Consider the following 15270-nt stretch of genomic DNA (forward strand, 5'->3'; position numbering starts at 1 on the left):
GAACGCGGGGTGGTGCACAGGGGGTGGGGCGGGGCCGGCGGCCCCGGGACCGGGGTCCTGAGGAGGACCCCGGGACGTCCTGGGAGGGGGGTGTGGACGGTCTGTGTGTGGGTGGGGATGGCACAGTTTTCGCCCAGGCGTTCCCCACGGCTACTCACCGGCGTGACAATTTCCGGCTTTTCTTACTCGGGAGTCACTTCTTCCGGTGAGGGTCACACGGACGGAGCGGACGGATCCGGACGCTCCGTCACCTTCCGGCCACGCGCCACCAGAACGACTCCGGCCACGGCGAGCAGACCGCCCGCCACCGCCGCGCCCAGCGGCACGGTCTCGCCGAGCAGCCGCAGCCGGGCCCCGTCGGCCTTCGCCAGCTCCACGGCGGCCCGCTGGGTCTCCTCCGTGAAGGAGATCCTCTCGGCGTCCAGCAGCACCGCCTCGTCCTCGGTCCCGCCCGGGGCGCGCAGCGTCTGCCGGGGCCCGGTCTGCGCGTACAGCACCCGGCCGGTGCGCTGGTCGACGACCAGCTCCACACCGTGGTTGGCGTACCACTCCTCGGCCGCGACCTGCCCGGCCTCCGGCAGCCCGACCAGGCTGCCGGGCACCAGGCGGGTGCCGGTGCGGGTGGGCGGCACCGAGCCGGTGAAGCGGTAGCCGGTGTGGCCCAGGACCTTCTCGGTGCCCCGGTAGCGCAGCACGACCGTGTCGCCGAGGGTGTTGTCCCACCACCGGTAGGAGCGTTTCTCCACGTCGAAGGGGAACTTCAGGTACGCCTCGCCCTGGATGCGCGGCTTCGCGCCGCAGCAGTGCACCGGCTCGGTGGTGCGGCGGTCCAGCACCCAGCGGTGCGGGGTGAACGACAGCGCGTCGTGCGGATCGGCGGCCGGCAGCGTCTCGTCGGTGTCGACCGACGTGGTGACGTCCCACACCGCCTTGCCGCTGCGCTCGCTCTCCCGGACGTCGCCGCGCACCCGCTGGGTCACGGTGATCCGTCGGTCCGGCACCGTCTCGACCTTCTCCAGGTCGAAGACGCTGCCCCGGCCGGTGTAGACGGCGGTGGTGTCGATGTCGGTGGGATTGACCGCGGCCCGTGGCTGCACGTACCAGGCGAGAAGGGGCGCCAGCACCAGCAGGAAGGTGCCGAGCCCCAGCAGGACCAGGGACAACGGGGAGACTGAACGGCGCATCCGGGCACTCCAGAGGCTCGGTCGGCGGGCCGCTGACGGGCCCCGCCGTACGGGACAGTGCGCGTGCGGGAGTCCCCACCCCCTGGAGCTGGGAACCGTAAGCGCCTCTTGACGGAGTGTCAATGTCGTGCCGAGACTGGGGCACGACGGACAGGGGTGGTCGGTCACGTGGGGGTGGGGAACCTCCCCGACAGAGAGGCTGACCCTGCGATGTCCAGACTGCTCGCCGCCTGCCTGACGGTCGCTTTCGGCGCCGTCCTCGCCGTGGGAACGGCGTTCGGCGTCGTGGCCCTGCTCGAGGCCACCCCCGACCAGCCGAACACTCCCCTGATCACCTACGAGCAGGCCGACCAGGGGAGCTGACCCGTGACGGCCTCCCGCACCCTGACCGCCCGCTCCGCCTGGCACGCCGTACCGCGCCACCAGGTGCGCCGGTTCGCCGAGATCGCCCTCGCCGAGGCGCCCGCCCTGGCCGAGGAGATCATGGGCGAGATCCGGCGCGAGTACCCGCATCTTCCGGTGGTGCTCGACGACTCCGGTGAGCCGATGGCCCTCATCGGCATCCGCCGCGCCATCGAGGCGTTCGTCCGGCACCTCTCCCAGGACGACCGCACGGTGGGCCGGCCCACCGCGCCGCCCGACGTCTTCCAGGACTTCGGACGCGGCGAAGGGCGGGGCGGGCGGTCCCTGGACGCCCTTCAGGCGACCTACCGGATGGGCGTCCGCATGGCCTGGCGCCGGTTCGCCGAGATCGGCCAGCGCCTCGACATCCCGCCCCCCGCGATGTACGAACTCGTCGACGCGGGCTACGAGTACCTGGACGGACTGGTCGACCAGTCGGTGCGCGGATACGCCGAGGCGGCGGCCCGGCAGGCCGGAGAACGGCTGCGCCTTCAGCGCCGGCTGATGGACCTGATGCTCGCCGAGCACCACCGGGGCGACCCCTCCGACGCGCTCGGCGAACGCGCCGCCCGCATCGGCTGGCCCGTGCCCGAACGGGTCGCGGCCGGTCTGCTGGTGCGCCCGGCGCGGGAGGCCGTCGCGCCCGCCGTGGGGCAGGGGGTGCTGCTGGACATGGAGCACGAGCGGCCCCGCATGGTCGTGCCCGAACCCGACGCCGCCGGCCGCCGCGAACTGCTCGACCGGGCGCTCGCCGGCTGGTCCGGGGCGATCGGACCGCCCGTGCCGGTCACCGAGGCGGCGAAGTCGCTGCGGTGGGCGGAGGCGGCGGTGCGGCTGATGGAGCGGGGGCTGCTGCCGTCCGGCGAGGTGCTGTACTGCACCGAGCACACGGAGGCGTTGGTGCTGCTCCAGCCGGAGGAGCTGATCGACGATCTCGCGCTGCGGTGTCTGGCGCCGTTGGCGCACTGCGCTCCCGCGCACGGGCGGCGGCTGGCCCAGACGCTGCTGGCGTGGCTGGAGACGCGGGGCGGGGCGCCGGAGGTGGCGGCCCGGCTGGGGGTGCATCCGCAGACGGTGCGGTACCGGTTACGGCAGATACGGGAGTTGTTCGGGGGGTCGGTGGACGATCCCGACCGGCGGTTCGAGCTGGAGCTGGTGTTGCGGGCGCGGCGGTTGCGGGGGTTGCTGGGCGACGGGGCCGAGTAGCGGGGCGTGAGGGGGCGCCTTCGGGCCGTCGCCGGGTGCGGGTCCGTCGTGGCTCGTCGCGCAGTTCCCCGCGCCCCTGGGGCGATGACCCTGAGGGCGTTGCCTGGTGGAGGGGGTGTGGCTAGCCTGTGTTCGTCATGCCGATCGTTTGTTGGTATATCGAACGCTAGGAGGGGGCCGGTCGTGGGACGACTTGTGCCAGCCGTGACCCGGGCTCTCGACATACTCGAGCTCTTCCTGGACGGGGACGGCACGCTCTCCGCCCCCGACATCGTGCGCAAGCTGCAACTGCCGCGCACGACCGTCCACGAGCTGGTCACCACGCTCGCCGCCCGTAAGTACATCGTCCCGGTCGCGGGTCAGCCCGGCCGCTACCGGCTGGGCGTGCGGCCGTACCAGCTGGGCGCCCGCTACGCCGAGCACCTGGACCTGGCCGCCGAGGGACAGCAGGTCGCCCGGTCCGTCGCCGAGACCTGCGACGAGACCGTGCACGTGGCGATCCTGGAGGACACCGACGTCATCTACATCGCCAAGGTGGACTCCACGCACGCGGTGCGGATGGTGTCGGCGGCCGGCCGCCGGCTCCCCGCGCACTGCACCTCCGTCGGCAAGATGCTGCTGGCCTCCCTGCCCGAGCCGGAACTGGCCGCGCGTTTCCCCGACGGCGCGGAGCTGACCGCGATGACCCCGAACAGCATCACCGACCCGGCCGTCCTGCGGGAGACCCTCGCCGGGATCCGCACGCGGGGCGTCGCGGTGGAGAGCCGGGAGTCCAACCCGGACGTGTCCTGCGTCGCCGCCCCGGTGCGCGACCGCACCGGACAGGTCGTCGCCGCGCTGTCCATTTCCGTACCGATGATCCGCTGGAGCGACGACCGCCTGGGCGAGCTGGAGCAGCTCGCCGTCAAGGGCGCCGCCGAACTCTCCGAGCGACTGGGCCACATGAGCATGGCATGACACTCGCGTTCGACGTCGCGGTCCGCGCGGAGGCGGAACTGGGCGAGGGGGCCACCTGGGACCCGGCCACCGGGCGGCTGCTGTGGATCGACATCCTCAACTCCCGGGTGCACACCTACGACCCCGCCACCGGCCGCCGCACCGTGCGCCGTACCGAGCAGCACGTGGGCGCGGTCAAGCCGCGCGCGGGCGGCGGTCTGGTGCTGAACCTGCGGGACGGCGTCGGACTCCTCGACCCCGACGACACCTTCCGCTGGCTGCACCGCGAGCCGGTCGCCGGCCGCCGGGGCAACGACGCCGCCGTCGCCCCCGACGGCAGCCTCCTCGCGGGCACCATGCGCTACGACGAGGCGACCGGAGGCGGCACCCTGTCCCGGGTGACCGGCGACGGCACGGCCACCGTGCTGCTGGACGACGTGACGGTGAGCAACGGCACCGGCTGGAGCCCCGACGGCCGGCTGATGTACTACATCGACACGCCCACCCGCCGCGTCGACGTGTGCGACTTCGGCGAGGACGGCACGATCGCCGGCCGCCGGCCGCTCGCGGAGATCGAGGAGGGCGCCGGCTTCCCCGACGGCCTCACCGTCGACGCCGACGGCTGCGTGTGGGTGGCCCTGTGGGACGGGGGAGCGGTGCGCCGCTACACCCCGTCCGGCGAGCTGGACCGGGTGATCGAGCTGCCCGTCCCGCGCGTCACGTGCTGCGCCTTCGGCGGCCCGGGGCTGACCGACCTGTACGTGACCACGGCCCGCGTGGGCCTCACCGCCCCGCACCCGCTCGCCGGGTCCCTGCTGGTGGTCCCGGGCGCGGGCAAGGGCGTCGCCCAGCCCGCGTTCGCGGGCTGAGGCCGCGGCCGTACCGGCAGCCGCGTCGCGGGTGCTCGACCGGGTGCGGGTCCGTTCCGGCGGCCCCGCGCCGCCCGGCCGTCGGGTCACGCATCGCCGGCCGGCGGCGGTCGCCCGGTGCGCGGTCCGGGCGCCGGACACCGTCACCGCGCGGGTGCCGCCTCAGGTCAGGCCGGCCCCCTTGCGTTCCTCGGCGGTCAGCGGCGGGTCCGTCAGGGCGGGCTTCAACGGACCCGCCAGCGCCGCCACGAGGACCCGCGGGGACAGCAGCACCCCCGGGCCCCGCTCCAGCGACGTCACGTCGGTGACCCGCCGTGCGACGCGCCCGTTCCCGGTGGCCGTGTGCATCAGCCGGCCGACGTACGCGGCCGTCCACCGGTCGCGTGCGGACGGGCCGTCGTGCGTCGGGCCCGGGTAGAACACGTCCTGGCCCAGGGCGAGGTCCCAGGCCGGGACCGCCGGCCGGGCCACCGCGCGCTGCGCCCGGCGGGCGAGACCCGGCGTCCCCCAGCCGTGGCGCCGTACCGTCGCGCGCAGCGCCGCCGCACCCTGCGCCGCCACCGACATGCCGTGGCCGTACACGGGATTGAGCGCGGTCAGCGCGTCCCCGACCACCACCAGGTTCTCCGGCCACGCCTTCATCCGCTCGTAGAAGAAGCGGCGGTTGCCGGTGGCCCGGGTGAGCGACACCTCCGTCTCCGGGACCGCCGCGCCGAGCAGGTCGGCGATCAGCGGATGGCGCAGCTCCTCGCGGGCGTACCGCTCGAAGGCGGCCGTGTCGGAGGTGGGTTCGCCGCCCGTGGTGCCGAACAGGGTGACCAGCCAGCGGCCGTCCTCCACCGGGAGCAGCACCCCGCCGCGGCCCGGTCCGCCGGTACGCGGGTCCTGCTGCACGTTGACGACCGGGAAGCCGTCCCTGGCCCCCTCCGGGGCGCGGTAGAGACGGCTCGCGTACACCAGCCCGGTGTCCACCTCCCGGCGCTCGGGGGCGGGCAGTCCGGCGTCGGCCAGCCAGCGGGCGGTGCGGGAGGCGCGGCCCGTGGCGTCCACCACGAGACCGGCCCGCAGCGTGCGCTCGGCGCCGTCACGGGTGCGGACCCGGACGCCGTCGACGGCGGTACGGGTCCCGTCGAGCGAGAGGACCTCGGTCCGGTCGAGCATTTCGATCCGTCCGTCGGCGAGCACCTGCTCGCGCAGGGTCGCCTCCAGCAGGTCGCGCGTGCACAGCAGCATGAAGTGGGACTCGTCCCAGCGCCGGTACCAGCCGTACGGCGACAGCACCACCATGTTCGTGGTGACCGGCTGGCGGTGGGCGCCCGCGGCGCGCAGCCGGTCGACGGTCCCCGGCACGAGGTCCTCCAGGGCGTGCGCCCCGCCCGACCACAGCTGGTGCGCGTGCCGGGCCTGCGGGACGCCGCGCCGCGGCCCGGGTCCTGCGGGCAGCGCGTCGCGCTCCACCACGGTGACCCGGGCGAACGGGGCGAGGGCCCGCGCGGCGAGCAGTCCGGCGACGGATCCGCCGAGCACGACGGCGGTGGCGGGACGTCCGTCCGCGGACGGGGGTCTTCTCTCTGGGGCGGCGGGCACGCTCTTCGTTCTCCTGACCTGTCGTCGGTTCTCAGTCGGCGGACGCGCCGCGGGGCACGGCCGCCCGGGGGTCCGCCGCGAGGGCGGCGGCCCGTTCCCGGACCGCCTCCACGACGTGGGGGCGGCGCAGTTCCCGGGAGACGGCGCCGATCTCCCGCAGCAGGTCGGTGGTGTCGGGGTCCTGGGTGCCCTCGTCGTCCGGCGCGCGGCGCCGGCACTCCACGGCCTCCAGGATCGACACGGCGTTCGCCAGGGCCACGGCCCGTTCCCGCGGGAACCCGAGGCCGAGGGCCGCCTCGCGCGTCCGGTCGTGCCGGTCCTCGTCGATGTGCCGGGCCAGGGTGAGCAGTTCGTCCCGGATGAAGGTCTCGCGGCGGATCAGACGCAGTTCCGGGGTGGCGCGCAGCAGGAACGGCACGCCCCTGCCGTTGGCCGCGCGCATCAGCAGGTAGAGCGGGCGGAGCCGGTGGTGGGCGAGCCGGACGCGCCAGCGCTCGTGCAGGAACTGGCCGGCGTGCGGGAGGATGAAGCCCACCGCGATCAGGATGGCCGACAGGCAGGCGACGGGCGGCGCGAGGTCGGTGCTGAGCCAGTCCAGGTCGTTGCCGGTCCAGCGGGCGGCGACGGCGGTGAGCTTGGCCGCGTCGAAGACCAGGTTGAGCGCGTAGCCGACGCCGAGGAACTTCAGGCCCCACCGCAGCCAGGCGTCCAGCCCCGCGGTCTGCACCCAGTTCCACAGCAGCCGGCAGGTGATGAGGACGGCGACGGTGTGCGCGAGCAGGTACAGCAGGATCTGCTCGCGCATGAACGGCGTGGTCGCGTAGTAGGTGTCCAGGTCGCGCAGCCGCTCCTCGGAGGCGTCCGCGAGGAAGAACAGCACCCACAGGGCGACGATCACCCCGGAGTAGAGGGAGACCACCCAGCGCATCGCCCGCCGGGTGGCGGCGGAGCGGTCCGACAGCCCGTTGCGCCAGGCGATGATCAGCAGCAGGCAGGAGGCGCAGAACGCGGTGAGGAGTGAGTAGCACCACGGCGCCGATATGTTCGGCACCCCCGTGAGGCGGTTGACCCGGGCGATGGTCGTGGGCGCCACGAAGACGAAGACGGTGCAGGCGAGGAGGAGCAGCCCGCCCACCGCGCGCAGCAGCGGGTCCCGCCACAGCCGCACGATGGTGGGCAGCTTGATGACGAGGGCCGCGGTGAGGACGCCCGTCGGGATCCAGAAGGAGATGTAGAGGTCGCCGAGGACGTCCGACGGGGTGAGGGCGAGCGGGGCGGTCACCGGTGCGTTCCCCGCCGCCCGCGGTAGCCCAGGGCCCGCTGGAGGGGACCGGCGTCGGCGTCCCGGTCGTCCAGGAGGGTGCGCACGGCGGCGGCCATCCGGTGCCCGAACTCGTCGGCCTCCGCCTCCTCCGCCTCACGGGAGCCGTCGCGCGCGGCCATCGCGAGGGCGGCGTCCCAGTCCGGCGGGTCGGCCGTGAGGACCTGCTCGGCCGCCGTCGGGGCGTGGTGCCGGTGACCGGCGTGCATGTGCCACAACTCGTGGCCCAGGATGACCAGTTGCTGCATGGCCTCCGCTCGCTCCTCCACGATGACCAGGTCGAAGTCCTGGAACTCCACCCACAGGCCGGTCACTTCGATCTCGTCCGGGAAGCGTTCGAACCGCAGGACGACGGGCCGTCCCCCGCGCCGCGCGCTCATCTCCTCGCACAGGACCCGGCACGCCGCCCGGACGTCCGTGAGGGGACCGGAGCGTCCGCGGAGCGCGGTGGCGAGGTCGCCGGCCAGGCGGCGCGGGACGGCGCGGGCGCGGGAGCGCCGCAGCGCGGAGGCGAGCCGTTCGGCCCGCGTCCGTGCGCCCGCGCCATCCATCGAATCCCCTCGCCCGTGCGACCGCCGCACCTCAGGCAGTTCGAGCGTACGCGGCCGGATGTGTCCGCGTCACGTGATCCGTGACCGCCGGGGGGCGGGACGGTGTGCGCGGCGGACGAGTTCTGCCCCGGGCATTGACGCGTCACCCAGCGGCACTTACGGTCCCGTTCGAAGTTACGGGCGTCATCCGGGATATCGAACATGCGAGGCTCGCGGCACGAGATGAGCAGAGGGGCAGGGAGGCCGGTGACGCCCTCCCCGCAGCAGGACCCGACCCGTCGAAAGGACACGATGCGCACCGCCCGCTTCACCCTGGACCCCGCCTTCACCGTCGGCACGGTGGACCCCCGGCTGTTCGGCTCCTTCGTCGAGCACCTCGGCCGGTGCGTCTACACCGGCGTCTTCGAACCGGGCCACCCCGCCGCCGACGCCGACGGCATCCGCGGCGACGTCCTGGACCTGGTCCGCGAACTCGGTGTCACCGCCGTCCGCTACCCCGGCGGCAACTTCGTCTCCGGCTACCGCTGGGAGGACTCCGTCGGCCCCGTCGAGGAGCGCCCGCGCCGCCTCGACCTGGCCTGGCGGTCCACCGAGACCAACCGTTTCGGCCTGTCCGAGTTCATCTCCTTCCTGCGGAAGATCGGGCCGCAGGCCGAGCCGATGATGGCCCTCAACCTCGGCACCCGGGGCGTCGCCGAGGCCCTCCAGCTCCAGGAGTACGCCAACCACCCCGGCGGCACCGCCCTGTCGGACCTGCGCGTGGAGCACGGCGACAAGGACCCATTCGGCATCCGGCTGTGGTGCCTGGGCAACGAGATGGACGGTCCCTGGCAGACCGGCCACAAGACCGCCGCCGAGTACGGCAGGATCGCCGCCGAGACCGCCCGCGCCATGCGCCAGATCGACCCCGGAGTGCAGCTCGTCGCCTGCGGCTCCTCGGGCCGCTCCATGCCGACCTTCGCCGAGTGGGAGGCCACCGTCCTGCAGGAGACGTACGACCTGGTCGACCACATCTCCCTGCACGCCTACTACGAGCCGCTCGACGGCGACGTGGACTCCTTCCTCGCCTCCGCCGTCGACATGGAGACCTTCATCGAGGACGTGGTGGCCACCTGCGACCACGTCGGGGCCCGGCTGAAGTCCCGGAAGAAGATCAACCTCTCGTTCGACGAGTGGAACGTCTGGTACATGTCCCGCACCCAGGAGCAGGTGAGCGCCCTCGACTGGCCCGAGGCGCCGCGGCTGCTGGAGGACAGCTACAGCGTCACGGACGCGGTGGTCCTCGGCTCCCTGCTGATCGCGCTGCTCCGGCACGCGGACCGGGTCACCGTCGCCTGCCTGGCCCAGCTGGTCAACGTCATCGCGCCGATCATGACCGAGCCGGGCGGTCCGGCCTGGCGGCAGACGACGTTCTTCCCGTTCGCCCAGGCCTCGAGGTACGGCCGCGGCGAGGTCCTCGACGTGCGCGTGGACTCCCCGACGTATGCCACGGCGAAGTACGGGGAGGCGGACCTGCTGCACGCGACCGCGGTGCGGGGCGAGGACGGCGCGGTCACCGTGTTCGCCGTCAACCGCTCCCGCACCGGGCCGCTGCCGCTGGACGTCGCGCTGAACGGGCTCGGCCTGACGTCCGTCGTCGAGCACAGCGTGCTCGCGGACGCCGACCCCGACGCCCGCAACACCCTCGACGAGCCCGAGCGTGTGGTCCCGCACGCGGCGGAGGGCACCACCCTGGACGGCGGCAGCCTCACGGCCGTGCTGGAGCCGCTGTCCTGGAACGTGATCCGGCTGGCGTGACGCGCGCCGCACGCCCGCGGGCCGGCGGGCTCACCTCCCCGGTGGGTCCACCGGCTCGACCGGGACGCCGCCGCGCGCCGCGCCCAGCAGCGTCAGCGTGACCTTCCCCGGCCCGGCCGCGGTGGTCCCGTCGGACAGCACCACCAGCGCCAGGGTGTTGGCGCCGCGGGTGCGCAGGATGCCGTTCGGCAGGGCGAAGGTGTGCTGCGGGCCGACGTCGTTGACGTACTGGCCGAGGTTCCAGCCGTTGAGGAAGACCTGCACCCGGTAGGCCCGCTGGGGGTCGTCCTCCAGGGTGAGCCCGACCGACGCGTCCAGTTCGGGCTCGAACCCGAGCCGGAAGCGGGTGCGGTACCAGGTGACGCCCTGGCGCCGTTGCTCGCGCGGGAACTCCGCCACCCGCCAGCGGCGGTCGTCGTGGTCCGGCAGGTGCCAGCCGCGCCGCTCCCCGTACAGGCCGCCGTTGTTGAACGGGCCGGTCACCCGCTCCGGGTCGGCGGCGCCCCGCACCCGCCACTCCACGGCGCGGTCGCCTCCCTCGAACTCCACGGCGACCAGCCCGCGCGCCGCCTTGTGGGCGTCCTCCCCGGGCTCCGTGCCGGCGTGCTGCATGGGCCGCACCAGCACCGACAGCACATGCTCGCCGGGGGTGCGCACCGCTCCGGGGACGTCGAACCGCGCCGTGGCCGTCCAGGTGCCGCGTTCGACGGTGTCCTCGTCGGGCGCCGGCATGCGGTGGGTCCCGAGCGGCCGGCCGTCCAGCCAGGCCATCAGCAGCCCTTGGGTGCCGGTGCTGTAGGACAGCGCCACCGACGGGATGCCGCCCAGGTCCTTCAGCCGTCCCCGGTACCAGACGTCGCCGTGGTGGAAGCCGTGGTCGTCGGCGAACAGCACGGGCCCGCCCTCGGGAACGGGCGTGGTGCTGTGGGACGTGGTGCGGCCGGCCACCGTCCACGCCGAGTCGTCGAAGTCCGGGTCGGACTCCGGGTTCTCGGTGCGGAACCGCCAGCCGTCGAGGGCGGGCAGCGCCACCGCGCGCACGGCGGGCATCAGCCCCTCCATCACACGGCTGCGGGCGCGGCCGACGTAGGTCGGCACCGGCTCGCCGTTCCAGGTGACGTCGGCGATGCCGCGCGGCCCCCACACCTCCACACCGGTCTCCACGGTGACGTCACCGGTCAGGTGGAGCGTGGAGTCGCGCAGTTCCGCCGAGCGCAGCAGCGCGGGGCCGTACACCACGAGGGGTCCGGCCGGGGTCTCGTACGTCCACAGGCGCAGCGCGGTCTCGTCGTCGGCGAACAGCAGCACGAGGGGTGTCTCGGAGTCGCCGTCCTTGACCAGCACCCGGCTCAGGCCGCCCACGCCGAGCGGGGAGACGACGTTCAGCCGGCCCCGCTCGTAGGCCCAGGCGGGTTCGGTGTCCGCGCGGTCGGCGCCCGGCTGCTTCTCGCAGTCCAGCGCGAGCTGAGCGGTCTCCCCGTGGCGGCCGACGAACACCGCCACGTCCTGCCGCCCGGTGGAGACGCAGAGCATCGGCTGGGCGGTGGTGTACGCCAGCTTGCGGTGGCCCAGGCGCAGACCGGAGGCGATCAGCTTGGTGTCGCCGGCGGCCAGGGTGACCGGCACCTCGACCCCGGTGTCGGGCAGCAGGGCGCGCACCTCCTCCCCGGTGTCGTTGCGCACCACGAAGAACCGCGCGCCGGTGTCGCGGTTGACCAGCCGGCGCACCGTCAGCCGGCCGTCCGCGGCGCGCTCCTCGCCGTCCCCGTCCGCTTCCAGCCGGGCCAGGTCGGGCACGGTGCGGACCAGATGGCCGAGCTGCTGGACGGCGGCCATGTTCGGCGCGGACTGGCGCCCCTCGTCGAGCACCGCCCCGTAGTCGTACGAGGTGTAGACGCCCGGTCCGGGCAGCCAGCCCCACGACGTCCCGCCGAACCCCATGCCGGTGTGGTGCACCGTGACCCGGTCGGCGAGCGCGGTGAGATGGCGCCGCCGCTCGTGCGCCGCGTCGTGGATCTCGCGCACCCGCGCGTAGCCCTCACCGGCGGACAGCGGCCCGCCCCAGGCGTCGGCGGCCCCGCCCGCCACGGCGGTGAGACCGGCCGTGGGCGGCCCGTCCCCGCCGGTGAAGCCCTCGCCGTCCAGCACGGGCACGTCGATGCGGTCGGCGCGCACCTTCGCGTACAGCCGGGCCCGGTGGGCCCGCGCCGCCGGGTCACCGGCCGGCACCGGACGCCCGTCCTCCAGCCGGTACAGCAGCACCGTCCCGCCGCCCGCGGTGTACAGGTGCCGTACGGCGACGGCGTCGACGGCGGCGAGCCACGCCTCGGCGTGCCGCAGGTACTCGGGGTCGTCGGTGCGGGCGGAGCCCGGGGCGGCCGTCAGCCAGCCGGGGAGGCCGCCGGCGTCCAGGTCCGCGCCCAGGTAGGGGCCGGGCCGCAGCACCACGTACAGCCGCTCCTCGGCGGCGACCGAGAGGAAACGGTTCAGGTCCCGCACCCCGGTGAAGTCGTGGACGCCGGGCGCGGGGGAGTGGACGTTCCACGGCACCGGCACGTCGACGGCGTTGAAACCGTGGCCGCGCAGCTTCTGCAGCACGTCCCGCCACAGCGACGGGCTGGGCAGCCGGAACGGGTGGACCTCGGCGGACCACAGCACCAGGCGCGCGCCGTCGACCAGCAGGGAGTGCCGGTCGTACGTGACGCGATGGCGCCGGCCGTCGGCCTCCGGCGGCGGGGGCGGCGGTCCGGTCGGCACGACGCGTGGCCCCTGCGGGCCGGTCGCCGCCCCGCCGCTGCCGGCCAGCGCGAGGCCGAGCGCGGCCGTGCCGGCCAGGGCGGTGAAGGTGCGCCTGCTGAGCTCCAAGGGAGCGCCTCCTGGTCTGTGCCACAAGCGGTGCTGGTGGGTCATTGTCCCCGAACCGGAACGTCCCTCGTTCACACGGGAGTCCCGCCGCGCCCGTGGCGTCCGCCGGCGGTGTCACGCGGTGTTCACCGGCGGTATACGGACCGGGAGTGAATGGCCGGAGTTCGCCCTGTCCGGCCGTCGCGGCGCTCCATACGATGCGAGCGCTCCCGGTCTTCACCGCTCCTTCATGCCTCCTTCACGAAGCCGGGGCCGCATGCCCGTGCGTTTTTGGCATGTGCATGACTCTTCAACCATCGCACCGCACCAACCCCCCACCCCAAGGACGGAGAACCATGGCTGGAGGCCCGCTCCTCGGCGTCGCGGCGGCCACGCTGCTCGCCGCCGCGCTGCCCGCGCACAACCCGGGGTCCTCTTTCGAGGACCCGCCGCCGGACAAGATCGTCATCAAGGTCGCCACGGTGAACGGTTCGGGATGTCCCGCCGGTACCGCGGCCGTCGCCGTCTCGGGCGACAACACCGCGTTCACCGTGACCTACAGCGACTACCTCGCCCAGGCCGGCGGCGACTCCGCCCCCACGGCCGCCCGCAAGAACTGTCAGCTCAGCCTGCTCGTGCACGTCCCGGCCGGCTTCACCTACGCCATCGCCAGCGCGGACTACCGCGGCTTCGCCGCGCTTGAGCGCGGCGCGCGGGGCACCCAGCGGGCCTCGTACTACTTCCAGGGGTCGCCCAACACCGAGTACCGCACGCACAACTTCGCCGGCCCGTACGACGACAACTGGCAGGCCACCGACGAGACCGACTGGGCGCAGCTCGTCTACGCGCCGTGCGGCGTGCAGCGGAACTTCAACATCAACACGGAGCTGAGAGTGAGCGCCGGGAGCGACCCGTCCAAGGTCAGCTTCATGACGATGGACTCCACGGACGGCGACATCAGCACGGTGTACCACCTGGCCTGGAAGGAGTGCCCGGAGAAGTGACGTGACGGCGGGGGCGGGCGAGGACCCGCCCCCGCCCGCCGCCCTCCACCGCCGCGGCGGCCAGTCGGTCATGAAGGACGTCGACGGGGACCTGGTCGTCCACCGCTCCTACGACGGCAACGGCAACGGCACACCCGAGCTGGGCGTCAACCAGCTGGACCAGGGCAGCGGCCGGCCGGGCGCCTACTGATTGGGGCGGGGCAGGTCCGCCCTGTCCCGCGTACCGTCCCGGCCCCGCAGATGGCGCGAGCGCAGGGCCACCTCGAGGGCGAACCGGTGGTCGGGGTCGGCGAGCCGGTCGCCCAGATGGGCGTCCAGCGTCCGCAGCCGGTAGCGGACGGTCTGGGCGTGCACCCCCAGCATCTCGCCGACCTGCTCGGCGGGGGCGCGGGTCGAGACGTGCACCCGGAGGGTCTCGACGAGACGGTCGCGCCGTTTGGCGGTCAGCCCGTCGAGCGGCGCCAGTTCGCGGGCGGCGAGGTGGTCGACGAGGGCGGGGTCGGACAACAGCCACAGCGTCGTCAGATGGTCCTCGCAGCGGACCAGCGGGGCGTCCGGCACGACACCGTCGTCGACGAGCTGGAGCACCCGGCGGGCCCAGCGCACGGAGTCCGCGGCCTGGGCGACCGGCACGGTCAGGCCCACCGCGGCACGGGTGCCGGACAGGGCCGTGCGGAGCATCTGAAGGCGTTCGGGGGTGAGTTCACCCGGCACGAGCAGATGCGGCTGGGGGATGTCGAAGTCGGCGAGGACGTCGCTGTCGAGCCCCGCCTGGATGTGCTCGGGGACCGGGGGGCGCAGGGCGACGAGGAAACACGTCCGGGGCAGCTCCCAGGCGGCGGAGGCGCACAGCTCGGACACCGTTGTCCTGGGGAGCGGGGAGGCGGCCAGAAGGAGGTGTAACAGCTGTCTTCGTAACGCGGACACCTCCGACGCGGCTCTCTCCCGCACCTCCGTGTATCCCTCCCGGGTGACGGACTCCAGCTCCTCGACGTACGCGAACAGGGCGTCGGCGAAGGCGAGGACCAGGGCGGGCGAGAGGCTGTGCTGCCGTCCCAGCGTCTTGGCCCGGCGCAGCGCGATGCGCGCGCCCAGCCGGTAGGCGCCCTGGAGCACCTCCAGGTCACGGCCCTCGTAGGCCTCGACGCGGCCGAACCGGCGCAGGAGGTCGTCCCGCAGTTCCGAGCTGGTGCCGGGGTCGGCCACCCGGTCCACGAAGGCGGTGAGCGCTTGCTCGACGCCCTGGCGGATGGCGTGTCCGTCCGGTCCGTTGAGCAGCCTGCCGTACACCGGGTAGGCGCGGGTGACCTCGGTCCGTATCTCGTTCAGCAGCCCCGGCAGCAGGGGCCGCATGAAGGCGGCGAACTGCCGGGGGAGCGGGTCGAGCGGCTCACCGAGCACCGAAGGACGTGCGACTGAGGGCATGACTGATCCCTTGCTCTCCGACCTGTCCGGCAAGCGGCCCGACCGGGAAACGCCCCGCGGGGACGAGGCCCGGCCGGGCCGCCACGTGCACCGGTCCGAGAAGCTGACGGTAAGTCAACTTAATTGTCTTGTACACCTCTTGGG

The 15270-nt window shown here is 73.9% G+C and carries 13 protein-coding genes; 7 read left to right on the plus strand and 6 right to left on the minus strand.

Annotation, left to right across the window (positions count from 1 at the left end; genetic code table 11):
- Positions 1–212: 212 nt before the first annotated feature.
- Positions 213–1184, minus strand: coding sequence for a DUF3068 domain-containing protein (locus ACQZOG_RS06530; RefSeq protein ID WP_033275742.1), 972 nt, complete (start codon positions 1182–1184; stop codon positions 213–215).
- Positions 1185–1394: 210 nt separating this feature from the next.
- On the opposite strand from ACQZOG_RS06530, the gene ACQZOG_RS06535 reads away from it, so the two are divergent.
- The 4 genes from ACQZOG_RS06535 to ACQZOG_RS06550 all read left to right on the plus strand — a co-directional run bounded on the left by ACQZOG_RS06535 (position 1395) and on the right by ACQZOG_RS06550 (position 4597).
- Complete coding sequence (locus ACQZOG_RS06535) at positions 1395–1547, plus strand: hypothetical protein (protein ID WP_167739786.1); 153 nt, start codon at positions 1395–1397, stop codon at positions 1545–1547.
- A 3-nt stretch (positions 1548–1550) separates the two neighbouring features.
- Positions 1551–2792 (plus strand): helix-turn-helix domain-containing protein, encoded by a 1242-nt coding sequence (locus ACQZOG_RS06540; RefSeq protein WP_037639327.1) that lies wholly within the window; start codon positions 1551–1553, stop codon positions 2790–2792.
- 183 nt (positions 2793–2975) lie between these two features.
- Entirely contained in the window at positions 2976–3749 is a 774-nt protein-coding gene (locus tag ACQZOG_RS06545; RefSeq protein WP_430741360.1) for an IclR family transcriptional regulator, read from the plus strand.
- Positions 3746–4597 (plus strand): SMP-30/gluconolactonase/LRE family protein, encoded by an 852-nt coding sequence (locus ACQZOG_RS06550; RefSeq protein WP_033275739.1) that lies wholly within the window; start codon positions 3746–3748, stop codon positions 4595–4597. The genes ACQZOG_RS06545 and ACQZOG_RS06550 overlap by 4 nt, the downstream gene beginning before the upstream one ends.
- A 162-nt stretch (positions 4598–4759) precedes the next feature.
- Here ACQZOG_RS06550 and ACQZOG_RS06555 read toward each other — a convergent pair whose 3' ends face one another.
- The 3 genes from ACQZOG_RS06555 to ACQZOG_RS06565 are packed head-to-tail and all read right to left on the minus strand — an operon-like array spanning position 4760 to position 8056.
- Positions 4760–6184 (minus strand): FAD-dependent monooxygenase, encoded by a 1425-nt coding sequence (locus ACQZOG_RS06555; RefSeq protein ID WP_203550907.1) that lies wholly within the window; start codon positions 6182–6184, stop codon positions 4760–4762.
- Positions 6185–6215: 31 nt separating this feature from the next.
- Positions 6216–7466 carry an MAB_1171c family putative transporter gene (locus tag ACQZOG_RS06560; RefSeq protein ID WP_058916068.1) on the minus strand — a complete coding sequence of 417 codons (1251 nt, stop codon included), beginning with the start codon at positions 7464–7466 and terminating at the stop codon, positions 6216–6218.
- Positions 7463–8056: a hypothetical protein gene (locus ACQZOG_RS06565; RefSeq protein WP_203550908.1), complete on the minus strand. Its 594-nt coding sequence runs from the start codon at positions 8054–8056 to the stop codon at positions 7463–7465. Before ACQZOG_RS06565 ends, ACQZOG_RS06560 begins: the two co-directional genes overlap by 4 nt.
- A gap of 291 nt (positions 8057–8347) precedes the next feature.
- Between ACQZOG_RS06565 and ACQZOG_RS06570 the strand changes: the two genes are divergently transcribed.
- Positions 8348–9853, plus strand: a complete 1506-nt coding sequence (locus tag ACQZOG_RS06570; protein ID WP_359670117.1) for an alpha-N-arabinofuranosidase — start codon at positions 8348–8350, stop codon at positions 9851–9853.
- Positions 9854–9883: 30 nt separating this feature from the next.
- Here ACQZOG_RS06570 and ACQZOG_RS06575 read toward each other — a convergent pair whose 3' ends face one another.
- Positions 9884–12718, minus strand: a complete 2835-nt coding sequence (locus ACQZOG_RS06575) for a glycoside hydrolase family 35 protein (protein WP_430741361.1) — start codon at positions 12716–12718, stop codon at positions 9884–9886.
- Positions 12719–13053: 335 nt separating this feature from the next.
- Here ACQZOG_RS06575 and ACQZOG_RS06580 point away from each other — a divergent pair, with 335 nt between their 5' ends.
- Both ACQZOG_RS06580 and ACQZOG_RS06585 read left to right on the plus strand, forming a co-directional pair.
- The gene (locus ACQZOG_RS06580; protein WP_058916065.1) at positions 13054–13701 is read left to right on the plus strand and encodes a DUF4360 domain-containing protein; all 648 of its coding nucleotides are present in this window, start codon (positions 13054–13056) and stop codon (positions 13699–13701) included.
- A gap of 1 nt (position 13702) precedes the next feature.
- Entirely contained in the window at positions 13703–13891 is a 189-nt protein-coding gene (locus ACQZOG_RS06585; RefSeq protein ID WP_058916064.1) for a hypothetical protein, read from the plus strand.
- Here ACQZOG_RS06585 and ACQZOG_RS06590 read toward each other — a convergent pair.
- On the minus strand, positions 13885–15126 hold the full coding sequence (locus ACQZOG_RS06590; protein ID WP_033272726.1) for a helix-turn-helix domain-containing protein: 1242 nt from the start codon (positions 15124–15126) through the stop codon (positions 13885–13887). The two genes, ACQZOG_RS06585 and ACQZOG_RS06590, sit on opposite strands and share 7 nt — an antisense overlap.
- Positions 15127–15270 lie beyond the last annotated feature (144 nt).

This window comes from Streptomyces sp. P13-3-3 (assembly GCF_050571355.1).
GTDB classification, from domain to species: Bacteria; Actinomycetota; Actinomycetes; order Streptomycetales; family Streptomycetaceae; genus Streptomyces; species Streptomyces althioticus.